This window comes from Acidimicrobiales bacterium, from assembly GCA_036270875.1.
Classification (GTDB): domain Bacteria; phylum Actinomycetota; class Acidimicrobiia; order Acidimicrobiales; family AC-9; genus AC-9.
Genome location: DATBBR010000127.1, coordinates 1 through 12,079, shown reverse-complemented (window position 1 = coordinate 12,079; position 12,079 = coordinate 1). Strand labels below are relative to the sequence as shown.

At 71.7% G+C, this 12,079-nt stretch carries 12 protein-coding genes and 1 rRNA gene; 2 read left to right on the top strand and 11 right to left on the bottom strand.

Translation table 11 applies throughout. The features are described from left to right. From VH112_12565 to argC, 10 genes are all read right to left on the bottom strand, one after another. Window positions 1-514 (bottom strand): 16S ribosomal RNA (locus tag VH112_12565); the annotation flags it as partial. Between the two features lie 339 nt (window positions 515-853). Then, a complete protein-coding gene (locus tag VH112_12560; protein ID HEX4541066.1) occupies window positions 854-1,504 on the bottom strand; it encodes a DNA-3-methyladenine glycosylase in 651 nt (216 codons plus the stop codon). Continuing rightward, entirely contained in the window at window positions 1,497-2,927 is a 1,431-nt protein-coding gene (argH, locus tag VH112_12555; protein HEX4541065.1) for an argininosuccinate lyase, read from the bottom strand. Before argH ends, VH112_12560 begins: the two co-directional genes overlap by 8 nt. Then, on the bottom strand, window positions 2,876-4,090 hold the full coding sequence (locus VH112_12550; protein HEX4541064.1) for an argininosuccinate synthase: 1,215 nt from the start codon (window positions 4,088-4,090) through the stop codon (window positions 2,876-2,878). Before VH112_12550 ends, argH begins: the two co-directional genes overlap by 52 nt. A 45-nt stretch (window positions 4,091-4,135) precedes the next feature. Then, the gene (gene argR, locus VH112_12545) at window positions 4,136-4,603 is read right to left on the bottom strand and encodes an arginine repressor (protein HEX4541063.1); all 468 of its coding nucleotides are present in this window, start codon (window positions 4,601-4,603) and stop codon (window positions 4,136-4,138) included. After that, window positions 4,600-5,577 carry an ornithine carbamoyltransferase gene (gene argF, locus VH112_12540; GenBank protein ID HEX4541062.1) on the bottom strand — a complete coding sequence of 326 codons (978 nt, stop codon included), beginning with the start codon at window positions 5,575-5,577 and terminating at the stop codon, window positions 4,600-4,602. The genes argR and argF overlap by 4 nt, the downstream gene beginning before the upstream one ends. Then, the gene (locus VH112_12535) at window positions 5,574-6,836 is read right to left on the bottom strand and encodes an acetylornithine transaminase (GenBank protein ID HEX4541061.1); all 1,263 of its coding nucleotides are present in this window, start codon (window positions 6,834-6,836) and stop codon (window positions 5,574-5,576) included. The genes argF and VH112_12535 overlap by 4 nt, the downstream gene beginning before the upstream one ends. After that, a complete protein-coding gene (gene argB / locus VH112_12530) occupies window positions 6,833-7,744 on the bottom strand; it encodes an acetylglutamate kinase (protein HEX4541060.1) in 912 nt (303 codons plus the stop codon). The genes VH112_12535 and argB overlap by 4 nt, the downstream gene beginning before the upstream one ends. Beyond that, window positions 7,741-8,910: a bifunctional glutamate N-acetyltransferase/amino-acid acetyltransferase ArgJ gene (gene argJ / locus VH112_12525; protein HEX4541059.1), complete on the bottom strand. Its 1,170-nt coding sequence runs from the start codon at window positions 8,908-8,910 to the stop codon at window positions 7,741-7,743. The genes argB and argJ overlap by 4 nt, the downstream gene beginning before the upstream one ends. Then, window positions 8,907-9,920, bottom strand: coding sequence for an N-acetyl-gamma-glutamyl-phosphate reductase (argC, locus tag VH112_12520; protein HEX4541058.1), 1,014 nt, complete (start codon window positions 9,918-9,920; stop codon window positions 8,907-8,909). The genes argJ and argC overlap by 4 nt, the downstream gene beginning before the upstream one ends. 172 nt (window positions 9,921-10,092) lie before the next feature. Here argC and VH112_12515 point away from each other — a divergent pair, with 172 nt between their 5' ends. Continuing rightward, window positions 10,093-10,281, top strand: a complete 189-nt coding sequence (locus tag VH112_12515; protein HEX4541057.1) for a hypothetical protein — start codon at window positions 10,093-10,095, stop codon at window positions 10,279-10,281. 98 nt (window positions 10,282-10,379) lie between these two features. Beyond that, complete coding sequence (locus VH112_12510) at window positions 10,380-10,769, top strand: hypothetical protein (GenBank protein ID HEX4541056.1); 390 nt, start codon at window positions 10,380-10,382, stop codon at window positions 10,767-10,769. A gap of 4 nt (window positions 10,770-10,773) precedes the next feature. Here VH112_12510 and VH112_12505 read toward each other — a convergent pair. Continuing rightward, window positions 10,774-12,079, bottom strand: a 1,306-nt coding sequence (locus VH112_12505; protein ID HEX4541055.1) for a phenylalanine--tRNA ligase subunit beta, incomplete at its 5' end; no start/stop codon positions are given.

The window sequence follows — 12,079 nt, the reverse complement described above, 5'->3', positions numbered from 1 at the left end:
TATTACCGCGGCTGCTGGCACGTAGTTGGCCGGGGCTTCTTCTGCAGGTACCGTCAGTTTCGTCCCTGCTGAAAGGGGTTTACAACCCGAAGGCCTTCATCCCCCACGCGGCGTTGCTGCGTCAGGCTTTCGCCCATTGCGCAAGATTCCCTACTGCTGCCTCCCGTAGGAGTCTGGGCCGTGTCTCAGTCCCAGTGTGGCTGGTCGTCCTCTCAGACCAGCTACCCGTCGTGGCCTTGGTGAGCCGTTACCCCACCAACAAGCTGATAGGCCGCGAGCCCCTCCCGAAGCAAAATTCCTTTCCTCACCAGGCCATGCGACCCGGTGGGGACATCCAGTATTAGCACCGGTTTCCCGGTGTTATCCCGGTCTTCGGGATAGGTTGCTCACGTGTTACGCACCCGTTCGCCACTGGACCTTCTCCGGTGTTGCCACCGGATGGGTCCCGTTCGACTTGCATGTATTAAGCACGCCGCCAGCGTTCGTCCTGAGCCAGGATCAAACTCTCCATCGAGATCAGGGAGATCACCCGAAGGCGATCTCGACGATCAGGAGAGCCGGCCTCCGGGACACTGATCCCTTCGGCCGACCGGCACCAGGACGGACATGTTGTCCGTCTCTGTGCATTGACTTCGGTGATCGCTCGCGCGACCACCCCGCACTGGCTTTTGGCTTTCCTCTGTTCCGTTTTCAAGGAGCGACGCGACACACATCCCCGGGGGGGAGTTGGTGCCGGGTCCTACTCTCTTCCGAGGGGGCGAGGTAGCCCTCGCTCGGTCCCGGTCGATGTCGCACCGGTGGGCCGTAGGGCCGACCGGGCGAATGAACAACCTAGACCCCCGCCCCTCCTCTGTCAAGGGTCCATCCTGCGCCGTGGCCTGCGGCCGCCCCGAGAGACGTTGGCGTCGCCCGGCACCCACCACCGCCACGGGTGATCGGCCGCCACGGTGATCCCGACCCGAGGCCCAACCCCCGGGCGACGTGGCGGCGGGCGCTCGTCAGCAGCGAGCAGCACACCCCCATCACCGGTGACCAGGTCGGCCCCGTCCTGCTGCCGGCCGATTCCCAACGCCTGACACAGCTTACCGGGGCCGCTGCACAGGTCCCGCTCCCGTCGGGCACCCGACCGTCGGGCCCACATCTGCTCCACCCCCGTGACGGGAGCCAGGGCCCGCAGGAGGACGGCGTGAGCGGTTCCTTCCGGACCGCAGACGGCGTTGGCGCACCAGTGCACGCCGTAGCTGAAGTACACGTACAGGTGGCCGGGAGGCCCGAACATGGTGGCGTTCCGCCTGGTGGGACCCCGGTAGGCGTGGGAGGCAGGGTCCTCGGCGCCTCGATAGGCCTCGACCTCGACGATCCGCCCAGCGACGCCGTCCCGCACCACGAGCTTGTTCAGGAGCTGAGGCGCCACCTGACGGGCGTCTCCAAGGAACAAGCCACGGGAAAGCGCCGCCCACGCGGGGGTCGATGCTGAGCCCCGGGAGGCGGCCGGCTCAGCCACGGCCCACCCGCTCGGTGTCGATCTCGAGGCGGCGGCGGAGGTTGCGCAGCTGGTCCGCCACCGGCTTGGGCCCGGCGCCACCGGGGGTGGTGCGGCGGGTCACCGCCACCCCCGGCTCCAACAGGGCGACCGCCTCGACGCCGAGCTCGGGGTGACCCTCGACCAGCTCGGGCAGGGGGACGTGACGCTCGAGCGAGTCGCGCACAATCGAGGCCACGATGCCGTGGGCCTGACGAAATGGCGTCCCCCGCGCCACCAGCCATTCGGCCAGGTCCACCGCTGCCGCCTCCTGGCTGTCGGCTGCCGTCCGCATGCGGTCCAGGTCGAAGCCAACCGTGGACAGGAGCCCGTCGAGCGCCGCCAGGGCCCGCCCGACCTGGTCGACGGCATCGAACAGCGGCTCCTTGTCCTCCTGGAGGTCCCGGTTGTAGGAGAGGGGGAGCCCCTTGAGCGTGGTCAGCATGCCCGTCAGATGACCGACGAGGCGGCCGGCCTTGCCCCGCAGCAGCTCGGCCACGTCCGGGTTCTTCTTCTGGGGGAGCATTGAGCTGCCCGTGGCGTAGGTGTCGTGGAGGTGGAGGAAGCCGAACTCCTCGGTCGACCACAGCGCCACCTCCTCGCCCAGCCGGGAGAGATGCACACCGAGGAGGGCGAGATCGAACAGGGCTTCGGCCACGAAGTCGCGGTCGCTCACGGCGTCGAGGGAGTTCTCGAACCGGCTGGCGAAGCCGAGATCGGCAGCGACCGCGTCGGGGTCGAGCGCCAGCGAGGAACCGGCCAGGGCCCCCGCACCCAACGGTGACACGTCGAGCCGGTCCACGGTGGCGACGAGTCGGTCGACGTCGCGCGCCAGGGCCCAGCCGTGGGCGAGGAGGTGATGGGCCAGCAGGACCGGTTGCGCCCGCTGGAGGTGGGTGTACCCGGGCAGGTACGCGTCACCGGCCTCGTCGGCCCGGTCCGCCAGCACCGTCTGCACCCTGAGGATCGCCCGGGCCAGGTCCCGCAGCTCGCGCCTGGTATAGAGGCGCAACGCCGTGGCCACCTGATCGTTGCGGCTGCGGCCGGCGTGCAGCTTGGCCCCGACCTCTCCCGCCAGCTCGGTCACCCGCCGCTCCAGCGCGGTGTGAATGTCCTCGTCGCCCTCGGCGAAGGCGAAGTGGCCGCCCTCCAGCTCCGCCCCGACCCGGTCGAGGGCGGCGAGGAGGTCGTCACGCTCGTCGGTGGTGAGGATGCCGGCCCCCTCCAATCCGCGCACGTGCGCCCTGGAGCCGGACAGGTCGTCGCCCGCCAGGCGGACATCGAACGAGAGGCTCTCGGTGAACGCCACCACCGGGTCGGCGGGCGCCACCCCGAAGCGCTCCTTCCAGAGGCTCATCGACTCGGTGGCGGCCGGCCCGACGGGGGCGGCTGTCGGGCCGCCCACGTTTCGACCCCCAGGCCCCACAGGCGCACGAACCCCGCCGCATCCTCGTGGTGGAAGGCGTCGGCTGCCTCATACGTGGCCAGCTCGTAGTCGTACAGGCCGACCGGGCTGCGGCGGCCTGCAACGAAACAGCGGCCGGGGACCTCGCAACGCAGCCGAACCTCTCCAGCGACGCGCCGCTGGCTCTCGAGGACGAAGGCGTCGAGGGCCCCCTTCAGCGGCGAGTACCACAGCCCGTCGTACACCAACTCCGCCCAGCGGGGCTCGAGGCGGGCCTTCTCGTGGGCCAGGTCGCGCTCGAGGGTGAGGTCCTCCAGATCGGCGTGCGCCATCAGCAGGGCCAGCGCTCCTGGGCACTCGTAGACCTCGCGGCTCTTGATGCCGACCCGGCGGTTCTCGACCATGTCCACGCGACCCCAGCCGTAGGAGCCGACGACCCTGGTGATCTCGCCGATCAGCTCGTGCAAGGGCAGTCGTCGACCGTCGATCGTGGTCGGAAGACCGTCCTCGAAGCCGAGCACCATTTCGACCGGCTGCTCCGCCGTGGGGGTCGTGAGCTCGAAGACCTCCTCCGGCGGCTGGGACCACGGGTCCTCGAGGATCCCGCATTCGATGGTCCGCCCCCAGAGGTTCTGGTCGATCGAGTACGGGCTGGCCCTGGTGACCGTGACGGGAATGTCGAAGCGCTCGGCGTACTCGATCGACTGCTCGCGGGTCAGCCCCCAACCTCGCACGGGCGCAACGGTCTGCAGGTCCGGCGCCAGGGCACGGGTCGACACCTCGAAGCGGACCTGGTCGTTGCCCTTGCCCGTGCAGCCGTGGGCGACGGCATCGGCCCCGTGCTCCCGAGCGGCGGCGACCAGGTGGCGGACGATGAGAGGACGCGAGAGGGCGGACACGAGCGGGTACTTGCCCTCGTAACGGGCGTTCGCCCGCAGGGCGGGGGCGACGAAGTCGCGCGCGAACTCCTCGCGCGCGTCGACGATGATTGCTTCCACGGCGCCGGCGGCCAACGCCCGCTGGCGGAGGCCGTCGAAGTCACCTCCCTGCCCCACGTCGGCAGCGAGGGCGATGACCTCCATGCCCATCTCCTCGCCCAGCCACCGCACTGCCACCGACGTGTCCAGTCCGCCGCTGTAGGCCAGGACCACTCGCTTGGGCACGCAACGCTCCTCTCGTCTCTTTGTTCGTCCTCGAGCCCACAGGCCTCAGAGGCCGGCCCGGGCGGCGAGCCGTCGGGCCATCTCGGCCCCACCCGCCCCCTCGGAGGCCACCACGAGCACCGTGTCGTCGCCCGCAACGGTACCGATGACCCCGTCGAGCCCGGCCCGGTCGAGCGCCGACCCGACCACGTGGGCCGATCCCGGCGGGGTCCGCAGCACGACCACGTTGGCCGAGTGCACCACCTCGACCACCCAGTCGGCCAGCACCCGGCGGAGATGGTCCTCCGGCGCCACCTGGTCCCGGGGCAGCTCGGGGATGGCGTAGACGCTGTCTCCTCCCGGCACCCGGACCTTGACCGCCCCGAGCTCCTCGAGGTCCCGCGACACCGTGGCCTGTGTGGCCTCCACGCCGTCTTGGGCCAGCAGCTCGACGAGCTGGGGCTGGCTCGTCACGGCATGGCCCTCCAGGATCCGGGCGACGCGGTGCTGTCGCTGGCTCTTGGCCAACTTCATCGACCCGTCCGCGGTGTTCCAGCTGCCCCGCTCGCCTCGGCCACCGGCGACCATGCGGCGCCGTCCGGCTTCGCGTCGAGCAGCCACAGCAGCAGGCCGCGCGCGGCGTGCAGACGGTTCTCGGCCTGACGCCACACCACGCTGCGTGGCCCGTCGACGACGCTGGCGGCGATCTCCTCGCCCCGATGGGCAGGCAGACAGTGCAGGACCACAGCATCGGGCGCCGCCCGGGCCATGAGCGCCTCGTCCACGGTGAACCCGTCGAAGGCTCGGCGGCGTGCGGCGGCATCGGCCTCCTGGCCCATCGACACCCACACGTCGGTGTGGACCGCGTCGGCCCCGGCGGCGGCGAGCTCCGGCCGCTCGACCAGCTCGAGGTCGCCGCCGAGCGACACGATTCGATCAGCGTCGGCGTCATCCAGGCTGAACGCCGGCGGTGACGCCACGCGCATGCGCATCCCAGCCAGCGCTCCCCCGAGGAGCAACGAGCGGCACACGTTGTTGGCGTCACCGACCCAGGCGAGGGTTCGTCCCCGCAGCCCCCCCAGCACCTCCTGCATCGTGAGCAGGTCGGCCAGGGCCTGACAGGGATGGGCCCGGTCGGAGAGGAGGTTGATCAGCGGCACCGCCGTCCCCGAGGCGTCGAGGGCGGCGGCCATGCGCTCGAGATTGCCGTGGTCCTGCACCCTGGCGCCGATGACGGCGTGATAGCAGGCCAGCGTGCGGGCGATGTCCTCGGCTGTCTCCCTCGTCCCCAGCCCGACCTCCTCGCCGCGGATGCTGATCGGGTGGCCCCCCAGCTGGACGACCGCCATCTCGGTGGCGTTGCGGGTGCGGTTCGACGGCTTCTCGAACACCAGGGCCGCGCCCCGGCCGGCGAGCACCGGTCTCGGCCGGGGCTCGCGGGCGAGGTCGAGCACGGCGGCCAACTCGTCCGCGGCCAGGTCGTCCGTCTCGAGCAGGTGTCGGGTCATGCCGTCCCCGTTGGGGGCGGTCCCCCGCGCCGGGGTCCCCGGTCCGCCACCCGGTGCTCGCCCAGCACCTGGCCCAGGATGGCCAGGGCCTCCTCGATCTCGTCGGACGAGACCAGCAGGGGCGGAGCCAGGCGGACGGCCTTCTCCGTGACGGCGTTCACGACGAGGCCCGCGGCCAGCGCTCGGGCCGTGACCTCCTTGGCGACCGGTACCTCCAGCTCGGCTGCCAGCAACAGGCCCTGTCCACGCACGCCGGCCACGCCGGGCAGGCCGTCGAGGCCCTCCCGAAGCTGCGCGCCCGAGGTCCTCGCCAACGCCGGGACGTCAGCCTCTTCCATCACGGCCAGCGTCGCCTTGGCCGCGGCGGCCGCCAGCGGCTGACCTCCGAAGGTGCTGCCGTGGTCGCCCGGCCTGAAGGCATCGGCCACCTCTGCCCGAGCCCAGCAGGCGCCGATGGGCACGCCGTTGCCGAGGGCCTTGGCCATGGTGACGACGTCGGGCATGATCCCCTCGTGCTGGAAGGCGAACCACCTTCCGGTGCGACCCAAGCCCGTCTGGATCTCGTCGAGCATGAGCAGGGCGCCGCGCTCGTCACACAGCCGGCGCACGGCGGTGAGGAAGCCCGGCGCCGGCGGGTTCACGCCCCCTTCTCCCAGGATCGGCTCGAGCAGCACTCCGGCAACAACCGATCCGTCCACCGCCCGTTCCAGGGCGTCGAGGTCGTCCCACGCGACGTGGCGGAAGCCTTCTGGCAGGGGCTGGAACGGCTCGTGCTTGGTCGGCTGTCCCGTGGCGTGCAGGGTCGCCAGGGTGCGGCCGTGGAACGACCCGTAGGCGCTGACCACGACGTACCTGCCAGGGCCCGCCCAGCGACGCGCCAGCTTGATGGCGCACTCGTTGGCCTCGGCTCCGGAGTTGGCGAGGAAGACCCGCCCACCGGCGCCTGTGCCGTCGCCTATCAGACGGTCCAGCGTGGCGGCAACGTCGGGGCCCACGACATTGCCGAAGAGGTTGGACACGTGGACGAGGGTCCTCGCCTGCTCGGCGATCGCCTCGGTCACGACCGGGTGACAGTGCCCGAGCGCGGTGACCGCCAACCCCGAGAGGAAATCGAGGTACCGACGCCCGTCCTCGTCGTACAGCCGCGTCCCTTCGCCCCGCACGAAGGTGACCGGCGTGGGCGGGTAGGTCGACATCAGGACGCTGCGCTCGGGCCGGCCGCCGCGGTCGGCCTCGGAGGCTGGCATGGAGCTCGTCACGGGCTCACCAGCGTTCCCACCCCTTCTCGGGTGTAGATCTCGAGCAGGAGCGCGTGGGGGAGGCGCCCGTCGAGGATGTGCGCCTGGCCGACTCCCGAGCGCACGGCCCGCAGGCACGCGGCGACCTTGGGGATCATCCCGTCCGAGAGGGTGCCGTCGGCCATCATGGCCTCCAGCTCGTCGCCGTTGGTGGTGTGGACCAGCGACGCCGGGTCGGCCCTGTCGCGGCGCAGCCCCTCGACATCGGTGAGGTACACCAGCTTCTCCGCGCCCAGCACCTCGGCCACCGCTCCGGCCACCGTGTCGGCGTTGATGTTGTAGGCCTGCCCGGTCGCGTCCGTGCCGATCGTCGCCACCACGGGGATGAGGTCCTGGGCCAACAGGCGCTCGAGGATCACCGGGTTGACCGACTCCACATCGCCGACGAAGCCGAGCTCTCCGGGATGGGCGCTAGCCGTGATGAGACCGGCGTCCTCGCCCGACAGCCCCACGGCCAGCGGCCCGTGCACGTTGATCGCCCCCACGATGTCGCGGTTGACCTTGCCCACGAGCACCATGCGGGCTATGTCGAGGGTGTCGGCGTCGGTGACCCGGAGGCCGTCCCGGAACTCGACCTGCTTGCCCAGTCGGGCCATCAGGGCCCCGATCTGTGGCCCACCGCCGTGCACCACCACTGGGCGCATGCCCACCGAGCTCATCAGCACGACGTCCTCGGCGAACGTGGCCAGCGCGGGGTCAACGGCGTGGCCCGCGGCCCGCCCGGCCGGCTGCGCGGATGGCGGGGTGGTGCTGCCACCGTGCTTGATGACCACGACCTTGCCCCAGAAGCGGCGGATGTACGGCAGAGCCTCGGCCAGCACCTCGGCCCGGGTCTCGGGGTCCAGCTGGCTGAGGGCAACGGCGCTCACGAGGTCCTCATGTTCTCGTCGATGTAGCCGGGCCCCAGATCGGCGGTCAGGACCACGGCGGCGCCACTGCCCAACCCGAGGTCGGCATGAAGCTCGACGTGCTTGCCGGCAAGGTGGGAGCGCACGGCAGCATCGTCGTGGGCGGCGGCCACCCCCTTGCGGCAAGTGGTCACGCCGCCGTAGGAGATGCTGACCCGCTCGGGGTCGAACGACACCCCGGCGCTGCCGAGCTCGCTCATGACCCGACCCCAATACGGGTCGCCCCCGTACATCGAGCACTTCACGAGCGCGCTGTCAGCCACCCGCCTGCACGCCCGCCGCGCCTCGGCATCGTCGGCCGCGCCGCTGACCGCGATCTGCACCACGCGCGTCGCCCCCTCGGCGTCGGCCACCATCTGGCCGGCCAGGTCGGCGCACGCATCGTGCAGAGCCTCGGAGACCGCCTCCTCGTCGACCGGCCCGGCGCTGCCGCTGGCCAGGACCAGCACCGTGTCGTTGGTCGAGGTGCACCCGTCGATGGACACGGCGTTGAAGGAGCGCGCGACCGCGTCGCGCAGCATGGGTGCCAGCGCGGCGGGATCGACGAGGGCATCGGTCGTGAGCACCGCCAGCATCGTCGCCATGTCGGGGGCGAGCATCGCCGCGCCCTTGCCCATTCCGCCGACGACGAAGCCGTCCGCCTCGACCCGGGTCTCCTTCACCGCGGTGTCGGTCGTCATGATCGCCGTCGCCGCCGCGGTGGCGGCCGCCTCGTCGGGGACGAGCGCAGCCACCAGCGGTGGGATGGCGGCGTCGAGGCGTTCCAACGGCAGGGGCACGCCGATGATCCCGGTGGAGCACACGAGCACCTCCTCCGATGCCGTGCCCAGGGTCGAGGCCACCAAGGCCGCGGTGCGCTCCGCCTTGGCGCGGCCGGCGATCCCGGTCGCGGCGTTGGCGTTCCCCGCGTTGACGACGACGCCCGCAGCCCGGCCGCCGGTCGCCGCCAGGTGCGCCCGGCTCACCAGCACCGGGGCGGCGGGGGCCAGGTTGGCGGTGAAGACCCCAGCGGCCGGCACGGCCCTGGCGTCGGCGGTGGCGACCACAGCCAGGTCGAGCTGACCGGACGCCTTGATCCCGCAGGCCGCACCGCCCGCCACGAAGCCGTCGGGCGCGGTGACGCTCACGGGTACACGCCGACGGTTGACAGGCCGGTGGTCTCGGGCAGGCCAAGCGCCAGGTTGGCGCACTGGACCGCCTGGCCCGAGGCCCCCTTGACCAGGTTGTCGAGCGCGCACAGCACCAGCACCCACCCGGTGCGGGGGTCGTAACGGGCGGTCAGGTGGGCGGCGTTGGAGCCGAGTGTCGCCTTCGTCGACGGCGGTGTCTCGCGCAGGGAGACGAACGGCTCGCCCTCGTAGGCGGCGCCGAGCAGCGCCAGCGCCTCGGCGGTGTCGATGGACCCCGTCGGGCGGGCGTAGCAGGTGGCCAGGATGCCGCGGGTCATCGGGGCGAGGTGCGGGGTGAACAGGACCTGGGCTCCGGTCGCCTGCTCGATCTCCGGAGTGTGGCGGTGGTCGAGGAGGCCGTAGGCCGAGAAGTCCTCGTTGGCCGTGCCGAACTGTGTGGTGCGGGCCAGCCGTCGCCCCGCCCCCGAGACCCCGCTGGCGGCGTCGACGACCACCCCCGTGGGCTCGACGGCGCCGGCGCGCACGAAGGGTGCGAGCGCGAGCGCAGCGGCGGTGACGTAGCACCCCGGCGCGGCGATGAGGTCGGCGCCGACCAGGTCGGACCGGAACAGCTCCGGCAGGCCGTACGAGAAGGCGGGCAGGAGCTCGGGCGCGGTGTGCTCGGCGCCGTACCAGGACGGATATGCGGCTGGGTCCCTCAGCCGGAAGTCGGCCGAGAGGTCGACGATGACGCCGACGCCCTTGCGGATGTCCGCCACCAGGTCCTGCGCCTCGCCGTGGGGCAGCGCCAGGAACACCAGGTCGAGGCCATCGAGAGCGCCGGGCTCGAGCTCGTCCAGCAGAAGGGCGGGATAGGCGGCGGCCAGGCTCGGGTACAGCTCGCCGACCTGGCTCCCGGCCTGGGTGCCGGCACCGGCCCAGGCCACCTCGAGCTGGGGGTGGCCGGCACAGAGCCGCAACAGCTCGGCGCCGGTATAGCCGGACGCGCCGGCGATCCCGATCCGCATGTCGATGACTATACACACGCTCGCATGATCATGCGAGGGGGCCGGCCGGAGGGCTGGGCGCTGCGGGGCTGTGGACAGCGGGCGATATCCACAGGGTTGATGGTCTATCGCTCCACAGGCCGATCCCCGTACCGTCAGGCTCTGCAGGAGCACGCCCAGGAAGGTGAAGCAGATGGGATTCGAGGTGACGCTGGCCGACGAGACGACCGAGTGGGTGGAGGGTGCCGACTCGTACCAACTCGAAGGACCGATGACGACGTTCTTCGGCAACGAGGCCAGGCGCTCGGCGCTCGACTGCTGGAGCGTGAAGCTGGCCAGCTACCGCACCGATCAGATCATGCGCATCCTCCGCCGCCTCTGAACGTCGACGGACGAGACGCAGCAACTCGCCACCCGTGTGGCCCTTCCGTGTATTTCGTGTAGTTTCCGTCCCGTAAGGGGACAGCGGAGGAGGACCGCATGCGACCGACGATCGAGGGCGTCGAGCACCGAGCCGTGGATGAGCTGCGCCAGGCCCTACCCGAGCTGGAGGACCGGTACGACGAGCTGGTGGAGATCTATGAAGACGACCTCGGGGCGGACGTCGTCTTCGGGGCGCTCGCCGACCTCGTCAACGACGTGGTACTGGGCAAGGAGGGGGACGAGGCGCTGCTCGACCGCGGCCTGGACTTCATCGAGTCACTGGCCGAGACGGGTGATGCCGACGTCGACGAGATCGTCGGCTTCTGCTTCCTGGACCAGCTCTCGCCGGGCACGCTGGCGCGGGTGACCTCCCGGCTCGGCGGGCGTACCCTCGAGGTTCTCGACCGCCTGGAGCGCGGCGACCTCGGGGACCCGGAGGGGCCGTGACCGGCTAGCCCCGGAGCTCGGCCGGATGGGCCGACACGACGGCCTCGATGCACCGGCGGCGGGCCTCACCCACCTCGTCGTCGGTGAGGGTGTGGTCCAGGGCGCAGAAGCGCAGCCGGAAGGCCAGGCTCCGCCGGCCAGGCGGTATCGGCTCGCCCCGGTAGACGTCGAAGAGGGCCAGCTCCACCAGCAGGTCGCCTCCGGCCCTGGCGAGGGTCTCCTGCACGGCCCCGGCCGGCGTGGCGTCGTCGACGACGAAGGCCAGGTCGACGTCGCTCGACGGAAAGCGGCTCACGGGTCGAGCCTGGAGCGGGCGTCGGGGCGCGCCGAGGAGGCGACCGAGGTCGACCTCGATCCAACCGACCCGCCCGCTCCGGGCGCCCAGTCCGAAGGCGCGCATCACGTCCGGATCGACCTCACCGAGCCCACCGAGCTCGGCGCCGGTCTCGCGCACGACCAGGCGGGCGCTGCGGGATGGGTGGAGTCCCGGACGGGGCGCCGCCTCCATCGACACCGACTCGACCCGCAGCGCGTCGCAGAGCGCTCGCCACACCACGACGGCCGACCGGGCGTCGTCCTCCGGCCACGCCAGGGCGACGCCCAGGTGCTCGGTCTCGTCGGGCAGCTGCTCCCCCGGGAGCGGCCACCCGAACACGTGACCGATCTCGAACAGACGCAGGTCGGGATAGCGGTGGGACAGGTTGAACGCCAGCGCCCGCAGCATGCCGGGTAGCAGTGTCCGCCGCAGCACCGATTCCTCGACAGCCTGCGGGTTCTCGACCTCCACGGACGGGCCCTCCAGGCCGACGGCTCCGTGGTCTCCCGGCGCCAGCAACGACGCCGTCCAGGCCTCGCTGGCCCCGGTGCCGGCGACGATCCCCCGCACGTGGCGCCGATCGCGCTGGTAGGCGGTGAGGCGGCCGACATTCGGCGACGCCGGCACCCGCAGAGGGATGCGGGAGTAACCGTGGAGGCGCGCCACCTCCTCTATGAGGTCGACCTCCCTGGTGCTGTCGGGCCGAAACGTCGGCACCGTCACCCGGTGGAGTCCCGGACGCTCCTTCGCCGCATCGAAGCCCAGCGGCGCCAGGTAGCCCGCCACGGCATCGTCATCGAGATCGGTCCCCAGGATGGCGTTGACGCGCTCGGTCCGCAGACGGACGACGACCGGTGCCACCGGCGCGGATCGCACATCGAGCGCACCCGCGGCGGCAACGGCCGCGCCCCCGGCCGCGGCCAGCTCGCAGACGCGCGCCGCGGCCCGCTCGAGCCCCTCCTGGTCGGTACCCCGCTCGAAGCGCACCGACGCC

Excerpts from the sequence above, each read along its gene's own strand:
- VH112_12515 (HEX4541057.1), top strand. The coding sequence starts at position 10,093 with ATGGGATTCGAGGTGACGCTGGCCGACGAGACGACCGAGTGGGTGGAG.
- argF (HEX4541062.1), bottom strand. The coding sequence starts at position 5,577 with ATGACCCGACACCTGCTCGAGACGGACGACCTGGCCGCGGACGAGTTG.
- argR (HEX4541063.1), bottom strand. The coding sequence starts at position 4,603 with ATGAAGTTGGCCAAGAGCCAGCGACAGCACCGCGTCGCCCGGATCCTG.
- VH112_12510 (HEX4541056.1), top strand. The coding sequence starts at position 10,380 with ATGCGACCGACGATCGAGGGCGTCGAGCACCGAGCCGTGGATGAGCTG.
- argC (HEX4541058.1), bottom strand. The coding sequence starts at position 9,920 with ATGCGGATCGGGATCGCCGGCGCGTCCGGCTATACCGGCGCCGAGCTG.